Genomic DNA, 16,611 nt, shown 5'->3' on the forward strand with positions numbered 1-16,611 from the left:
ACCACCCCTGCCGAACCACCGGCCGCAGGTCAGTCATCCCCTCAGCGGTCCCCGGCCCGCTCCCGGGGCGTGGGCACGCTGCTGCAGCAGGAGCAGTTCTCCGTCGCCGAGGCCGTGGGCGGCCCTCGCGGCGTGATCGAGTCCGTCGTCCCCACACTGCTGTTCGTCGTTCTGTACGTGGCCACCCGATCGGTGATGATCTCCGCGGTCGCGGCCGTGGCCGTCGTGGTGCTGGCGCTGCTCGCACGGATCGTGCAGCGCCAGAGCCCTGCCACCGTGCTGGGCGGGCTGCTGGGCGTGGCACTGGGCGCCGTGCTCGCCGTCCGCAGCGGCGAGGGCAGCGACTTCTACGCACCGGGGATCGTGATCAACGCGGTGGCACTGGGCGTGCTGCTGATCTCCCTGCTCGCCCGCCGCCCCCTGGTGGGACTGTTCATCGGGATGCTCGACCCGCGGGTGGAGGACTGGGCTCAGGACCGCGATGCCCGTCGCGTGTACGCCCGGGCCACGTGGCTGTTCGCAGGCCTGTACGCCGCCAAGCTCGCCGTCCAGGTGCCGCTGCTGCTGACCGGACAGGTGGCCGCGCTGGGGGTGGCGAAGCTCGCCATGGGGCTGCCGGCGTTCGCGGTGATCGCCTACCTGGTGTGGCTGATGCACCGCTCCCTTCTCAGCCGTCGTGCGGCTCGTCACCCGGAGCCAGCAGGCGCTCCAGCGCCCCCACCTCCGCCGGCTCGGCAATGAACAGCAGCTCGTCCCCGCTCTCGAGCGCGTCGTGAGGGGTGGGGGCCATCGGCCGGCCGTCCCGGACGATCCCCACCGGCACACAGCCCGTCGGCCAGCGCATGGACCCCACGGTGCGGCCCACCGCGGGGCTCGAGGCGGGCAGCGTGATCTCCACCATCTGGGTGTCGCTTCCGGCGAACTGGAACAGGCGCACCACGCGCCCCACGCTCACGGCCTCCTCCACCAGGGCGGTGATCATCCGCGGTGTCGACACCGCCACGTCCACCCCCCACATGGGGCCGAACATCCACTCGTTGTCGGGATGGGAGACGCGCGCCACCGTACGCGGCACCAGGAACTCCGTCTTGGCCAGCAGGGAGACGACCAGGTTCACCTTGTCATCGCCCGTGGCGGCCACCAGGACGTCGGCCTCCTCGATCGCCGCCTCGCGCAGCACGCCCAGCTCCGCCGCGTCCCCGCACACCCACTGCACCCCCGGCAGCGCGGTGCGCCGCTCGGGCGTGACCTTGCGGTCGATGAGCACCAGGCGGTGCCCCTTCTCCATCAGCTCGCGGGCGATGGACCTGCCCACGCTCCCGGCCCCCACGATCACGATCTTCATTCCCGCTCACCCCGCAGTGCCCGGTCGTAGCTCTCCCGCACCTCGTCCTCGTCGCGCTGGTGGGCCAGCTGCGTCTCCACTCTCTCGAGCTGACCGGTGGGCACCAGCAGGTGCAGGCGGTCGCCGTCCTGCACGTGCGCGTCGACACCCGGGAGCACGCCCTCACCGAAGCGGGTCAGGTGGGCCACCCGAGAGCCGGTCTCGCGCTCCACGTGCGACAGAGGGGTGCCGATCCACGACGGGTGCGGCTGGAGGGCGATCATGGTGAGAGCGCCGGAGACGTCCCGGTACTGACGCTCAGGGGTTCCCGGCAGGAGCCGGCCCATCACCTGGGCCGCGGCCCAGCGCACCGTGGGCACCGTGGCGATGCCGAGCCGCTCGTACACCTCCGCCCGGTGGGGGTCGTAGATGCGGGCGACCACGCGGCGCACCCCGAACTCCTCGCGCACCACGCGGGCCGCGATGATGTTGGAGTTGTCCCCGCTGGACACGGCGGCGAAGCCGGCCGCCTCACGGATGTGGGCCCGCTCCAGCGTGGTGCGGTCGAAGCCCAACCCGGCCACCCTCTCGCCGGCGAAGTCGCGTCCCAGACGCGCGAAGGCCGCGGGATCCTGGTCGATCACGGCCACGGTGTGGCCCCGATCAACCAGCGACGCGGCGAGCATCGCGCCCACCCGCCCGCAGCCCATGATCACGAAGTGCATCGATCTCTCCTCCGGTGCGCCCGTGGCGCTCGGTGCGGCACGTGCGAGGGTCACGATAGACCCATGGCCCTGCGGGCTTACAGTTGACCGCGTGCCGGGCCTCACCACTTCCACCATCAAGCGAGCGCTCCTGGGCCGCGCCTTCGCCACGGAGGACCTCTCACGCGAGCGACTGCCCAAGCGACTCGCGCTGCCCACTTTCGCCTCCGACGCCCTCAGCTCCGTCGCCTACGCGCCGGACGAGATCCTGCTGACCCTGGCGCTGGCCGGGATGACGGCCTACGCGGTCAGTCCCTGGGTCGCGCTCGCCGTGGTGGCGCTGATGGCGGTGGTGGTGGCCGCCAACCGGCACAACGTCGAGGAGTACCCCGACGGGGGCGGCGACTACCGGGTGGTGCAGGACAACCTCGGCGAGCAGGCAGGTCGCGTCGTCGGCAGCGCCCTGCTGGTGGACTACGTGCTCACGGTGGCCGTGTCGATCTCGCAGGCCGCGCACTACACCACCGGCGGCCTGCCCGTCCTCCACGGCTGGGAGACGTGGATCGCGATCGGCCTGATCGTCCTGGTCACGCTGGTGAACCTGCGCGGGGTGCGCGAGTCAGGCCGCACCCTCGCGATCCCGGTGTACCTGTTCATGGGATCGCTCGGCCTGCTGCTGCTGCTGGGCGCGGTGCAGGCCCTCACCGGCACTCTGGGGCGCGCGCCCAGCGCCGGCTACGAGATCGAGCCGGATGCCGCCTTCGACCAGGGGCTGACCGCCCTGGGCGGAGCACTCCTGGTGCTGCGCGCCTTCTCCTCGGGCTGCGCTGCGCTCACGGGCGTGGAGGCGATCGGCAACGGGGTCCCGTCGTTCCGCCCTCCGAAGTCCCGCAACGCAGCCACCACGCTCGTGATCCTGGGGGCGATCTCCTCAGTGTTCATCCTGGGCATCATCGTGCTGGCCGGCGCCACCGGGGTGCGCTACGTGGAGGATCCCGCCACACAGCTCACCCGGGACGGCGCGCAGGTGACGGACTACCAGCAGATCCCGGTGATCGCCCAGATCGCCCAGGCGGTCTTCGGGGGCGGCTCACCGCTGTTCTACGTGGTCCTCATCAGCACCGGGGTGGTGCTGTTCCTGGCCGCCAACACGGCGTTCAACGGCTTCCCCAACCTGGCCTGTGCCCTGGCCCGCTCACGGAACCTGCCCCGCCAGCTGCGCCAGCGCGGCGACCGGCTGGCCTACTCCAACGGGATCCTGGCCCTGAGCCTGGCGTCGATCCTGCTGGTGTGGCTCACGGGTGCCCGGGTGAGCCTGCTGATCCAGATGTACATCGTGGGGGTGTTCGTCTCCTTCTCCCTGGCGCAGCTGGGCATGACGATCCACTTCAGCAAGCAGCTGCGGGTGATCACCAGCGGGGCTCAGCGCCGAAGGATCGCCCGCCGTCGCGCGGTGAACGCCTTCGCCTTCGCGGTCGTCACGCTGGTGCTGGTGATCGTCCTGGTCACGAAGCTGCCGCACGGGGCGTGGGTGGCGGTGTCGGCGATGCTGCTGCTGTGGCTGCTGATGTCCGGCATCCACCGTCACTACCAGCGGGTGCGCAGCGAGTTGGCTCTGCCCACCGACCAGGAGGATCCGATGCCGCGGCCGGCCAGGTCCCACGCCCTGGTGCTGGTGGCCTCCCTGGACCGCCCCACCATGAGAGCCCTCGCGGTGGCCTCGGCGACCCGCCCCACCACCATCGAGGCGATCATCGTCGACGACGAGGACGTGGACTGGCGGGCGGTGGCAGATCGCTGGCGCGATCTGGATGTGCAGATCCCCCTGCGGGTCCTGTACGCGCCCTATCGGCAGTTCAGCGCGCCGGTCCTCGCCCACGTGATGAACCTGCTCTCACGCAGCCCCCGGGACGAAGTGGTCGTCTACATCCCGGAGTTCCTGGTGGGACACTGGTGGGAGGCACTGCTGCACAACCACTCCGCGCGGCGGCTGAGGGCCCGCCTCGAGCACCTGCCCCGTGTGGTCGTGGCCACGGTCCCCTGGCAGCTGGGGAGCGCGCAGGAAGCCGTCGACCAGGTGCAGGACGAAGTGCGCTCTGCCGCACTGCGAGGAAGGGGGAGGGCGCGATGAGCCCCGACCAGGACCACCGCCACGCCGATGAGGCCGGCGCCGCCCGGCACCTCACCCTGACGGTCGGCGCTCCGGCGGCCGGCGGGACCTTCGTGGCGCGCCACGAGGGCCGCGTGGTCTTCGTTCGTGGCACCGCACCTGGGGAGACGGTGACCGCTCGAGTGCTGGAGGACCCGAGCGAGGCGGCTTCCGCCCGGTTCTGGCGCGCCGAGACGGTGGACGTGCTCGAGGCCGGTCTGGACCGGGTGCCCACCGTGTGGCCCGAGGCCGGTGTGGACGGCGTGGGCGGAGCCGAATGGGCCCACATCGCGCTGCCGGCCCAGCGCCGCATCGCCACCGAGGTCATGCAGGATCTGCTGCGCCGCGCGGGGGTGACCTCCTACCCGCTCGAGGACGTCCAGGTCGAGCCCGCTCCCCACGACATGGACGGCCTGGGCTGGCGCACCCGGGTGCGCTTCGCGGTGGACGAGCACGGCCGGGTGGGCATGCGCGGATGGCGCTCCCACGAGGTGCGTGAGGTCGGCGACAACCCGCTGGCGGCCCAGGCGATCCGAGATCTCGGCCTGGGAGCCTGGACGGCGCCGCCCGGGACCGAGGCCGTCGACGCCGTGGCGCCGTCGGCAGGGCCGGCGAGCGTCGTGCTGATCGGTCGGGAGCTCGATCCGGCAGGGCTCGAGGTCCCCCAGGCGTGGGGTGATGCGGATGTGAGCGTGCGCACCGCGCGCGGTCTGGTCCCGCTGCGCGGGGACGGCACCGTGCGCGAGCGCGTGGGGGAGCGGCTCTTCACCGTCTCCGCGACCGGCTTCTGGCAGGTGCACCGGCGGGCCGCCGAGCTGCTCTCCGAGGTGGTCAGCGATGCTCTGCGCGCACCTCGCGGCGGCAGTGCGTGGGACCTCTTCGGCGGTGTCGGCCTGTTCGCGGCCGTCGCCGCGGATCAGGTGGGCCCCGACGGGCAGGTGCTGACCGTCGAGGGCAACCGGCGCGCCTCCGTCCTGGCGGCGGAGAACCTCCAGGACCTGCCCCAGGTGAGCGCGGCCACCGCGGATGTCACCGACTGGGTGCGCGCCCGCAAGGGAGGGGTGGACTGCGTGGTGCTGGATCCGCCGCGCAGCGGAGCAGGCGTGGAGCTGATCGGGCTGCTGACGGCGAAGGTGCGCCGCCGCATCGTGTACGTCTCCTGCGAGCCGTCCACCCTGGCCCGGGACCTCGCCGCCGCCGAGCGTGCCGGATGGTCGGTGGTGGACGTGCGCGCCTTCGACCTGTTCCCGCACACCCACCACATCGAATCGGTGACGGTGCTGGAGCCCGGATCCACGCGCTGAGGACTCCGACACCCACCTCGAGACCGACGCCGCTGCCGCGGCGAGCAGAATCGCGGAGCAGCGTGCTACCATTTATCTTGACGTCAAGATAATTTTTCGGTGAGAGTCGGACGCCCGATGGCCCGTGAGGGCAGTGGATCGTCGCCCGATGCGCGCACTGCGCGTGATGTCGGGCGCGGATCGGCGCCGACGCACCTACGATGGGTGAGACGCCCCACCCCGAAGGAGATCGCACTGTGAGCACGATCGACTCGTTCGCCGCGAAGCAGACGCTCGCGGTCGGCGGAACCGACTACGAGATCTACGCCCTCGACGCCGTCGACGGCGCCCAGAAGCTGCCCTACAGCCTCAAGATCCTGCTGGAGAACCTGCTGCGCACGGAGGACGGTGCCAACATCACCGCCGATCACGTGCGCGCCATCGCGAACTGGGATCCCGAGGCGGAGCCCTCCACCGAGATCCAGTTCACCCCGGCCCGCGTGATCATGCAGGACTTCACCGGCGTGCCCTGCGTCGTGGACCTGGCCACCATGCGCGAGGCCGTCGAGGAGCTCGGCGGGGATCCCGAGCGCATCAACCCGCTGGCCCCGGCGGAGCTGGTCATCGACCACTCCGTGATGATCGACGTGGCCGGCCGCATCGACGCCCTCGAGCGCAACATCGAGCTGGAGTACGAGCGCAACAACGAGCGCTACCAGTTCCTGCGCTGGGGCCAGACCGCCTTCGACGACTTCAAGGTGGTGCCCCCGGGCACCGGCATCGTCCACCAGGTCAACATCGAGTACCTGGCCCGCACCGTGATGACCCGGGAGACCGACGGGGTGCTGCGCGCCTACCCGGACTCCTGCGTCGGCACCGACTCCCACACCACCATGGTCAACGGGCTGGGCGTGCTGGGCTGGGGCGTGGGCGGCATCGAGGCCGAGGCCGCGATGCTCGGCCAGCCCGTCTCCATGCTCATCCCCAAGGTGGTGGGCTTCAAGCTCACCGGGGAGATCCCGCCGGCTGCCACCGCCACCGACGTGGTGCTGACCATCACCGAGATGCTCCGCCAGCACGGCGTGGTGGGCAAGTTCGTGGAGTTCTACGGCGACGGCGTGGCCCAGGTGCCGCTCGCCAACCGTGCCACCATCGGCAACATGAGCCCCGAGTTCGGCTCCACCGCCGCCATGTTCCCCATCGACCAGGTCACCCTGGACTACCTGCGCCTCACCGGCCGTTCCGAGGAGCAGCTGGCGCTGGTGGAGGCCTACGCCAAGCGCCAGGGCCTGTGGCACGACCCCTCGGTGGAGCCGGCCTTCTCCGAGTACCTCGAGCTGGACCTGTCCACCGTGGTGCCCTCGATCGCGGGCCCCAAACGCCCGCAGGACCGCATCGTGCTCAGTGAGGCCAAGGAGTCCTTCCGCGAGGTGCTGCCCTCCTACACCGGGGACGACGCGCTCGCCGGTGGCGGTGCCGACAGCCCCGACCCGGCCGAGTCCGGCTCCTTCCCGGCCTCGGATCCCGCCTCCCCGCAGTCCGACAACGATTCCGGCGGCCAGGCACCGGCTGAGCACCACCAGGTCAGCGGCCGCGCCACCCGCCCCACCGAGGTGGAGGGCCACGACTTCACGATCGACCACGGCATCGTCTCGATCGCCTCGATCACCTCGTGCACCAACACCTCGAACCCCTCGGTGATGATGGCCGCGGGTCTGTTGGCCAGGAACGCCCTGGAGCGCGGCCTGCAGGCCAAGCCCTGGGTGAAGACGTCGATGGCCCCCGGTTCCCAGGTGGTCACCAACTACTACACGCGCGCCGGGCTGTGGCCGGCACTGGAGGGGCTGGGCTTCCACCTGGTGGGCTACGGCTGCACCACCTGCATCGGCAACTCCGGGCCCCTGGCCCCGGAGATCTCCGACGCGATCGCCGAGAACGACCTGGCCGTCACCGCGGTGCTCTCGGGCAACCGCAACTTCGAGGGCCGGATCAACCCCGACGTGAAGATGAACTACCTGGCCTCCCCGCCGCTGGTCATCGCCTACGCACTGGCGGGCACCATGGACTTCGACTTCGAGAACGACCCGCTGGGCACGGACCAGGAGGGCAACGAGGTCTACCTCAAGGACATCTGGCCCAGCCCCACCGAGGTGGAGCAGGTCATCGCCGAGAACATCTCGCAGGAGATGTTCACCGAGGACTACAAGGACGTCTTCACCGGCGACGAGCGCTGGCAGAGCCTGGAGACCCCGGAGGGCGCCACCTTCGAGTGGGACCCCGAGTCCACCTACGTGCGCAAGCCCCCGTACTTCGAGGGCATGGGCATCGAGCCGGATCCGGTCCAGGACATCACCGGCGCCCGCGTGCTGGTCAAGCTGGGCGACTCCACCACCACCGATCACATCTCGCCGGCGGGCTCCATCAAGGCCGACTCCCCGGCCGGCCGGTACCTGCGTGAGCACGGCGTGGAGCGCAAGGACTTCAACTCCTACGGCTCCCGCCGCGGCAACCACGAGGTGATGATCCGCGGCACCTTCGCCAACATCCGCATCAAGAACCAGCTGCTGGACGGTGTGGAGGGCGGCTACACGAAGAACTTCCTGACCGGTGAGCAGGAGTTCATCTACGACGCCGCCCAGGCCTACGCCGAGAAGGACATCCCCCTGGTGGTCCTGGCAGGCAAGGAGTACGGCTCCGGCTCCTCCCGCGACTGGGCCGCCAAGGGCACCAAGCTGCTGGGCGTCCAGGCCGTGATCACCGAGAGCTTCGAGCGCATCCACCGCTCGAACCTGATCGGCATGGGCGTGCTGCCGCTGCAGTACCCCCAGGGCGAGACCGCTGACTCCCTTGGGCTCGACGGCACCGAGACCTTCGACATCACCGGCGTCACCGCGATGAACGACGGCGACACCCCGAAGACGGTCCAGGTCAAGGCCACCAAGGAGGACGGCTCGGAGGTGACCTTCGATGCCGTGCTGCGCATCGACACCCCCGGTGAGGCGGCCTACTTCCGCAACGGCGGCATCCTGCAGTACGTGCTGCGCTCGCTGGTGAAGGCGTGATCGCTGCATTTCGCACGCTGACCCCGGGATCCGCTGAGCGCATGGTCCGCTGATCTACCCGGTGCCCGACGGCCCGGGCGGAGGAGACTCCGCCCGGGTCGTCGGCGGTCTGCGGGTCCGCTTCGCCGCACTCGAGGTGTTTTGCTGCACCGTCTCCCGTCTGGTCTGCACGGCGTTGCACACCTCCCCGATACGTCGTGAACCACCGGTGAAGATCTGCACAGATGTGACCATGCTTCCCGTCATCACAGGTCATCGCGTCGTACTCTGGTGTGCGTTCCGCAGTCGTGATCGAGGAGGATCCCCGCGTGTCCACCACTCAGGAGCATCCCGTCGTGCATGCACAGCCCGCTGCCTCCCGCGAGGCCCTCGAGCCCGCGGGTTCCGCCGTCCCCGGGTCGCTGCTGGCGGACATCGATGCCACGGGCGATCCCGCACAGCCGGGGCAGGCCGACGTGGAGATCCCCGGTGATCCCGCCGCACTGCGCGCACTGCCCCCCGGGGTCCTGCCGGCGCTGGCCCGCACCCTGCGTCGGCGCCTGCTGGAGATCACCTCACGGTCCGGAGGGCACCTGGGGCCGAACCTCGGAGTGGTGGAGCTGACCATCGCCCTGCACCGCGAGTTCGACTCCCCGCGAGAGGCGATCGTGTTCGACACCGGTCACCAGGCCTATGTGCACAAGATGCTCACCGGCCGCGCCGGCCTCGAGGGCCTGCGCAGCGCTGGGGGAGTGTCGGGCTACCCGGATCGCGGGGAGTCCGAGCACGACGTGGTGGAGAACTCCCACGCCTCGGGCTCCATCGCCTGGGCCCATGGAATCGACCGTGCTCGCCGCCTCGCTGGGGATCCGGCCACCACTGTCGCCGTGATCGGTGACGGTGCGCTCACCGGGGGCGTGGGGCTGGAGGCGCTCAACGAGCTGGCCTCCGACATCGGCACCCGCACCGTGGTGGTCCTCAACGACAACACCCGCTCCTACGCCCCCACGGTCGGCGGCCTCGCCCGGCACCTGCAGGACCTGCGCGACGGCACCGTGAGTGCCGGGGAGGATCTGTTCACCGCCCTGGGCCTGCACTACATCGGCCCCATCGACGGCCACGACCATGCCGCCCTGGCGCCGGCCCTCGCCCAGGCGCGCATCGCCGCGGAGGATCCTGCCTCCTCGGGCGTGGTCCTCCACGTGGTCACCCGCAAGGGCGCCGGATTCGAGCGCGCCGAGGCCGATGTCATGGACCACTGGCACGCCACCGGCCCCTTCGAGATCGAACCGCCCACCGAGGCCGAGGTCTACCCGCCGGCCGAGGCCCCCGCCCCTACGACCACCTGGACCGCATGCTTCGGCGAGGCGGTGCTGGAGGCCGCTCGAGCGGACGGGCGCGTGGTCGCCCTCAGCGCCGCCATGGTGGACCCCGTGGGCCTGACCCCGATGCAGCGCGAACTGCCCGGCCGGGTGCTTGACGTGGGCATCGCGGAGCAGCTGGCGATGGACACCGCCGCCGGCCTCGCCCATGGCGGCGCCAAGCCCGTGCTCGCGCTCTACTCCACGTTCCTCAACCGCGCCTTCGACCAGCTGCTGCTGGACGTCGCCCTGCACGGCGAGGACGTCACCGTCACCCTGGACCGTGCCGGCGTCACTGGTGACGACGGCCCCAGCCACCACGGCATCTGGGACCTCGCGGTGACCGCCCAGGTGCCGGGCGCCTCTCTATGGGCACCGCGCGACGGTGAGCGCCTGGCCGAGGCGCTCCCATCGGCCCTGGGCACCGGTGGCCCGTCGGTGGTGCGCTTCCCGAAGGGCGCCTGCCCGTCAGAACTGCCGGCGACGGCCAGGATCGATGCCGGTGACGTGCTGGCCGGTGATCCCGAGCTGCCGATCGACGTGCTGGTGGTCTCCATCGGCGCCCTCGCGCACCGTGCGGTCGAGGCGGCGCGATCACTGCGCGAGCAGGCGGGGGCCGATGGCCCGAACGTGGTCGTCCTCGACCCGGTGCAGGCCCTGCCGCTGTCCTCGTCGATCGTCGACCTGGCGGCCTCCGTGGGTGCGGTGGTCACGGTGGAGGACGGCGTGGCCGAGCGCGGCATCGGCGCGGCCCTCGCGGTGCGGCTCGCACAGCGCGCCACGGTGGGCACCCCGATGCCGCCGGTGCGCACCCTCGGGGTCATCCAGGAGTTCATCCCGCACGCCAAGAGGGATGCGATCCTGGCGGAGAACGGCCTGGACGCGGCGGGGATCGAGGCATCGATACGCTCCGTGCTCGGGTGAGAACGGGGTGAAGACCGCTCGCGCCGACGGCGCGGGGGCGTGCATCCTGGTGCCATGAGCTCCATCTCCCCGACGCCGGACGGTCCGACTGCGCCGGACCCCTCGACCGTGCCGAACGGCCCGACCTCCGATAGCCACCTTCTCGCCCTGCAGCGTGACTTCCGGCTCACCTCCATCGAGCCGATGAGCCTCACGCGCTTCGCGCGGGTCCATCGTGCGGTGACGTCCACGGGGGAGCACGTCGTGGCCAAGGTGACCGATACCCGGGCAGAGGCGATGGCCCGGTGGACGCGAGCCCTCGCAGATGCAGGGGTCACTGTGGTGAGCGCGGTGGCCGGGCCCCTCGAGCTGGATGGCAACCAGTGGGTGCTCTACCCGTTCATCGACGGGGAGTCCTACACCGCGACCACCGAGCAGATCCGATCCGCCGGTGACCTGCTGGGACGCCTTCACGCGACGCAGGTGCCCACGGACGGCCTGCGCGCGTACTCCCATCCGGACACCGAGCGTGCCGATGTCGACTCCGATCTCGGCACCCTGCGCGATGTCGTCACCGCGCATCTGCCGTGCGAGGAGGCCGATGCCGCCCTGGCGGGTCTCACCGCCCTCGCCGATCGCTGGTGGGAGCACTCCTGGCCAGCTCTGAGGGCACGGGATGCCGAACTGCCGCGCACCGGGGTCAGCTCGGACTACAAGGCTTCCAACGTCGTCTTCACCCCGACCGGCCCGGTACTCGTGGATCCCGACAACGGCGGCGTGGAGCCTCGGCTGCTCGACCTGGCGATGGCGCTGGTGCTGTTCCACTGCGAGTGCCCTGGTGCACCGGCCCGGATGATGAACCACGAGGAATGGGAAGTGTTCGCCCGCTCATACGGCGAGCACGTGACGCTCACGCCGGCCGAGCACGAGCTGTGGTCGGCGGCCGTGGACCACATGTGGTGGGAGGAGGGTACCTGGGTGCTCGAGGACAACGATGAACAGGCCTGGGCGGATCCGGTGCAGGGGGGCTACCTGCGGTCGTTGGCGCTGTGGGATCCGAGCGGGTACCGGCTTCCCTGACCCCGGCAGCCGGATCCGTCCTGCTGCGTTCTGCCCGGAACCCGCTGGGGCATGGTCATCCCCGGAGCGCGATCGCCCGGTCCGATGCTCCAGGACCCTCCCCATCATGCCTCCATCCACAGACGCAGCTGCGCTGTGTCGAATGTCGGAGGCGCTCGGTACTGTCATCCCTACCGAATAGATGCTCGAATCCACCGCGAGTTGAAATCCACTGCGAAGGTCGGATCCGCCGCGAGGGTCGAATCCACGTCGATCGAAGAGGGGGCGGCTGTGCACGGGACATCCACGAGCGCGGCGCACGAGTCGCCGCTGCTGAACGTCACCGCGTCGGCGAGCAAAGCAGTCAGAGCCCTGGTGGAGCTCGCCTGTGACTGCACAGGGCACGAAGCACCCGCTCCTGCGCTCGGCTCGGCCCCTCCCGATCACGCGCTGGTAGAGACCATCGGCCAGATCGAACGCATGAAGAACTCCTTGGATGCTGCTCAGAGCCGATTGGAAGTGCAGCTTCGCCATGTGCGGGTCCGAGCCGAACGCGAGGCCGGGCTCCCCGCGGCGAAGGCCGGCAGCGGCGTCGGGCACGAGGTCGGCCTGGCCCGTCGCATCTCCCCGGCTGCCGCCGGGAACCAGCTCAGCCTGCGTCGGGTGCTCGTGGAGTCGTTGCCACGTACCCTCGCGCTGCTGGAGGCCGGAGAGATCTCCGGCTGGGCGGCCGAGGAGGTCTCCCGGGCCGTCATCGTCCTGGACGACGACGAACGCGCCACCGTGGATGCCGAGATCGCTGCCCGCCTGCCGGAGCTCACCGCGCGGGGAGCCGGCCGGGTTGCCCGTGCAGTTGCTGATCGGCTGAACGCCAAGGCCGCTGTCGAGAGAGTGCGCCGCAACACTGCTCAGCGCACCGTCACCCAGCGCGCAGCGGGGGAGGGAATGATGCGCCTGACCGCGCTGCTTCCCACCCATGAGGGCGTTGCCACCTACGCGGCGCTGGCCCAGGCCGCGAGCGCAGCGAAAGCCACGGGCGATCAACGATCGCGCGGCGCCGTCATGACCGACACCCTCATGCAGAGGGTCACCGGCACCGCCGAGGGGGAGGTCGTCCCCGTCGAGATCCACCTGCTCATGACCGACACCGCACTCCTGGGGGACGGAGCCGACGTCGCCCTGATCGACGGACACCCCATCCCCGGCCCGGTGGCCCGGAACCTGGCCCTGACCGGCGCGCTGTTCCCCGAGACGCAGCTACGGGATCCCGATGCCGCGGGGGCCGCTCCCTCCGCGGCGCAGCATCGGCCCGCTCCAGGCGCAGCGCCTGCACCGGTGCGGTGGATCCGTCGTCTGTACGCGGATCCGGTCAGCGGTGACCTCACGGCCATCGACGCCCGTCGCCGGGTCTTTGCCGGCCAGGTACGCGCCTTCATCAGCGCACGCGATCAGCGCTGCCGCGGGCCGTGGTGCGATGCCCCGATACGCCACGTGCATCACGTGCACGGGTACGCTCGCGGTGGGGAGACCACCCCCGCCAACGGGGTCGGGACGTGCGAGCGGCTAAACCACGTAGCAGAGCTGCCCGGGTGGAGCACTCGGATCAGCGGCGAGGGAGGTGGCGGTGATCTGATCCTCACAGCACCCAGCGGGCACAGCTATCGGTCCCGTCCGCCGCGCCTGCGGGAGGAGCTGTGCGCTGAGCCATCGGTTTCCGGCGGTGCGGGGCACTCGGTGCCGCCCGATGAGGGGGCGATGGATCCATGGCAGCCCGAGGGCGCGGGGGAGCAGGACTTCCCCTATCCGCCATGGCAGGTGGTGGAGGAGTGGTTCGTCCCTGACTCCTGGATCCCGGTGGAGGACCTCGAGCCGTTCTGATCGGCCCCGATGGGAGACGTGGCGGCGGCGACGGGATCCGCGGTGCCCGCAGTGGAAAGCGCGATGAACGGTGGGATCACCGGAAGAACTGTGCGCTCACAGAAGCACCGGCACACCCGGCCGCGCGGTGAGCACGATCGGATCGCCGTCAGTCACGTACAGGGTGTGCTCGGCGTGGGCGCCGCGGGATCCGTCCGCCGAGCGCTGCGTCCAGCCGTCGACCTCGTCGACCACCAGCTCATGGGTGGTGGGCATCAGGAACGGCTCGACGGTGATCAGCTGCCCGGCCACCAGCTCGGCGCCACTGCCGGGCACGCCCTTGTTCGGCACGAAGGGCGCCTCGTGCATAGTCCGGCCCACGCCGTGCCCGCCGAACTGCTCGTTGATCGTGTAGCCCAGCCGTTGAGCCTCGTTCATCACCGCGTGGCCGATGTCGCCCACGGTGCTGCCGGCCCGCACCTGACGGATCCCCGCCCACATCACCGACTCGGTGTCGGCGATCAGACGGAGGTCCTCCTCCCGGGCCTCGCCCACCACGAAGGACACGCAGGAGTCGGCCACCCAGCCCTCCACCTCCACGGCGAAGTCCAGCGAGACCAGATCGCCGTCGGCCAGCACCTGGTCGCGGGGCCGGCCGTGCAGCACCCCGTCATTGACCGACGTGCAGATCACGTACCCGAACGGCGATGCCCCGAAGACGGGGTGGTAGTCGAGGTAGCAGCTGGTGGCGCCGGCCTCGCGGATCATCTCGTGCGCGCGGGCGTCCACCTCCAGCAGGTTCCAGCCCACGTCCACGGTGCTGCTGAGCTCCGACAGCACCGAGGCCACGAACTGGCCTGCGGGGCGGGTCTGCTCGAGCGCGGGCAGCTCCAGCGTGGAGTCCCGGCGGCGTCGACGGCGCCCGCGGATCATCGGGCGCTCCCGTCTGCCGCGGCGGTGATCCGGTCAGCAGGGCCAGGGCCCGCCTCAGCGGCTCCGGGTGCCGTATCGCTGTGCCAGGTCACCAGGCGCGCCCCCACCCAGGCGATTCCGGCCGCGAACAGGGCGGCCCCCAGCAGGTGGAAGAACACCAGCAGCTCGGGCAGTCCGGTGAAGTACTGGACGTATCCGATCACACCCTGGACCGCGGTCAGCGCCACCAGCGCCCAGGCCGAGACCCGGGCCTGCGCGCTGCGGGGATCGCGGTGCAGGAGCACCAGCAGTACCGCGAGCAGGGCGCAGAAAAGCCACACCGAGGCCGCGTGGATCTGGGAGATCAGGCGAGGGTCGATGGCGATGCGCGTGATCTCCCCGTCGTCACCGGAATGTGGGCCGGTTCCGGTGACCAGGGTTCCCAGCACCAGCACGGTGAAGCCGAGGGCGGCGATCGCGGCGTACAGTGCGACCGTCGACCAGGGCACCGTGCGCCGTGCCGTGCCGTCGCCCTCGTACAGGCGCACCACCAGCACGGTGGAGGCCGCGACGATCACCGGCGAGATCAGGAAGTGGGGGCTCACCAGCCCCGGGTGCAGATCCAGCCGCACCACGAAGGCACCGATGATCGCCTGCAGGGCGGTGCCGATCAGCGGAACCCAGGCCAGGCGCCGGAAGCCCACGCCCTTGTGGCGCAGCCAGCGCCAGGACACCAGCAGCACCGCGATGGCGAAGACCCCCAGCACACCGGTGAGGGTGCGGTTGCCGAACTCCACGAAGGGGTGGATGCCGGCCTCCAGTGTGAGCTCCGGGGTGAACTGCCCGGGCTCGCAGTTGGGCCAGGTGGAGCAGCCCAGCCCGCTTGCCGTCAGGCGCACCGCCCCGCCGGACAGGATGATCCCCATCTGGCAGATCAGGTTCCCCCAGAAGGCGATCGCCGCGATCCGTGCGCGAGATGCGGCAGACCACGAGGGCAGGCGCGGATCGGGCTGGGTGCTGAGCCGGCCGTGCTGCTCGGGCAGCGGATCGGACGGGTGCGGCACGGTGGTCTCAGCGGGCTGGGAGGACATGGCGACGATTCTAAGGATGTCGTCTGGACGTGCGGTCCCGCGCAGCAGCGTCGAGGTCGAATGCGACGGAGTCCTCATCCGGATGAGCGGAGGACGAGTCGGCCCCGACGGTCCGGTGCCGAAAACGGACTCAGCTGTCCGTCCAGCGGAACCAGCGGATCACCGCGAGCACACCGCCCACCGCCCACACCAGCAGAACCAGGAACGAGCCGACCAGCAGGGGCCCACCGCCCAGGCCAGCCCGCATCAGCTCGCCGAGGGCGCCCGAGGGCAGCAGATCCACCAGACCCCGCAGGATCCGAGGGTAGCTGACCAGGGGGAACGCGATACCACCGACGGAGACGAACAGCAGGAAGAGCAGATTGGACACAGCCAGCACCGCTTCGGTGCGCAGCGTTCCGGCCACCAGCATCCCCAGGGAGCCGAAGGCGACGGTCCCGGTCAGCCACACCGGCACCAGCAGCAGCAGTCCGGCCACCTCCGGGCGCCAGCCCAGCGCGATCCCCAGCAGGCTCAGCACCAGGACCTGCAGCACGTGGACGCCCAGCGTGGCGAGGATCTTGCCGGCCAGGTAGCCGTCGCGGCCCAGGGGAGTGGTGGCGACCCAGCGCAGCACGCCGTTGCGCCGGTCGAAGCCGGTCTGGATGGCCTGGGAGGTGAAGGAGGTGGACACCAGGGCCGTGGCGAGGGTGGCGGCCATGGCGGTGTCGACGGGGGCGACGTCCTCGAGGCGCCCCACCGGGAGCAGGCGCAGGCCGATCAGCACCAGCGCCGGCATCACGATGGCGACCAGGATCTGCTCCCCGTTGGTCAGCAGGATGCGCGCTTCCAGCGCGGCGTGCGAGAGGATCCGGCGCAGCGGGGGAGCAGGGGCGGTCACGTGGGTGCTCACTGGTGCACCATCCTTAGTGCGGCCTTGTTCGGTAA

At 70.8% G+C, this 16,611-nt stretch carries 12 protein-coding genes; 7 read left to right on the forward strand and 5 right to left on the reverse strand.

Translation table 11 applies throughout. The features are described 5' to 3' along the window. The first annotated feature begins 69 nt into the window (after positions 1-69). Positions 70-741 carry a DUF3159 domain-containing protein gene (locus tag M3B01_RS12360; protein WP_259792462.1) on the forward strand — a complete coding sequence of 224 codons (672 nt, stop codon included), beginning with the start codon at positions 70-72 and terminating at the stop codon, positions 739-741. Here M3B01_RS12360 and M3B01_RS12365 read toward each other — a convergent pair. Next, a complete protein-coding gene (locus M3B01_RS12365) occupies positions 668-1,345 on the reverse strand; it encodes a TrkA family potassium uptake protein (protein ID WP_259792448.1) in 678 nt (225 codons plus the stop codon). The genes M3B01_RS12360 and M3B01_RS12365 overlap by 74 nt on opposite strands. After that, positions 1,342-2,049, reverse strand: a complete 708-nt coding sequence (locus tag M3B01_RS12370) for a TrkA family potassium uptake protein (RefSeq protein WP_259792450.1) — start codon at positions 2,047-2,049, stop codon at positions 1,342-1,344. The genes M3B01_RS12365 and M3B01_RS12370 overlap by 4 nt, the downstream gene beginning before the upstream one ends. A gap of 91 nt (positions 2,050-2,140) precedes the next feature. Here M3B01_RS12370 and M3B01_RS12375 point away from each other — a divergent pair, with 91 nt between their 5' ends. The 6 genes from M3B01_RS12375 to M3B01_RS12400 all read left to right on the forward strand — a co-directional run bounded on the left by M3B01_RS12375 (position 2,141) and on the right by M3B01_RS12400 (position 13,702). After that, the gene (locus M3B01_RS12375; protein ID WP_259792452.1) at positions 2,141-4,159 is read left to right on the forward strand and encodes an APC family permease; all 2,019 of its coding nucleotides are present in this window, start codon (positions 2,141-2,143) and stop codon (positions 4,157-4,159) included. Continuing rightward, entirely contained in the window at positions 4,156-5,481 is a 1,326-nt protein-coding gene (locus M3B01_RS12380; RefSeq protein WP_259792453.1) for a class I SAM-dependent RNA methyltransferase, read from the forward strand. The genes M3B01_RS12375 and M3B01_RS12380 overlap by 4 nt, the downstream gene beginning before the upstream one ends. A 200-nt stretch (positions 5,482-5,681) precedes the next feature. After that, positions 5,682-8,522, forward strand: a complete 2,841-nt coding sequence (locus M3B01_RS12385) for an aconitate hydratase (RefSeq protein ID WP_259792454.1) — start codon at positions 5,682-5,684, stop codon at positions 8,520-8,522. 308 nt (positions 8,523-8,830) lie between these two features. Further along, a complete protein-coding gene (locus M3B01_RS12390; RefSeq protein ID WP_259792455.1) occupies positions 8,831-10,786 on the forward strand; it encodes a 1-deoxy-D-xylulose-5-phosphate synthase in 1,956 nt (651 codons plus the stop codon). Positions 10,787-10,840: 54 nt separating this feature from the next. Further along, positions 10,841-11,845: a phosphotransferase enzyme family protein gene (locus M3B01_RS12395; protein WP_259792456.1), complete on the forward strand. Its 1,005-nt coding sequence runs from the start codon at positions 10,841-10,843 to the stop codon at positions 11,843-11,845. A 270-nt stretch (positions 11,846-12,115) separates the two neighbouring features. Continuing rightward, on the forward strand, positions 12,116-13,702 hold the full coding sequence (locus tag M3B01_RS12400; protein WP_259792457.1) for an HNH endonuclease signature motif containing protein: 1,587 nt from the start codon (positions 12,116-12,118) through the stop codon (positions 13,700-13,702). Positions 13,703-13,798: 96 nt separating this feature from the next. On the opposite strand, the gene map is transcribed toward M3B01_RS12400, so the two are convergent. The 3 genes from map to M3B01_RS12415 form a co-directional block, all read right to left on the reverse strand. Next, on the reverse strand, positions 13,799-14,614 hold the full coding sequence (gene map / locus M3B01_RS12405) for a type I methionyl aminopeptidase (protein WP_259792458.1): 816 nt from the start codon (positions 14,612-14,614) through the stop codon (positions 13,799-13,801). Next, positions 14,611-15,684, reverse strand: a complete 1,074-nt coding sequence (locus M3B01_RS12410; RefSeq protein WP_259792459.1) for a heme A synthase — start codon at positions 15,682-15,684, stop codon at positions 14,611-14,613. Before M3B01_RS12410 ends, map begins: the two co-directional genes overlap by 4 nt. Before the next feature lie 130 nt (positions 15,685-15,814). Then, entirely contained in the window at positions 15,815-16,576 is a 762-nt protein-coding gene (locus M3B01_RS12415) for an ABC transporter permease (protein WP_259792460.1), read from the reverse strand. Between the last annotated feature and the right edge of the window lie 35 nt (positions 16,577-16,611).

Origin of the sequence: Brachybacterium sp. p3-SID957 (assembly GCF_025144775.1) — a bacterium.
GTDB classification, from domain to species: domain Bacteria; phylum Actinomycetota; class Actinomycetes; order Actinomycetales; family Dermabacteraceae; genus Brachybacterium; species Brachybacterium epidermidis.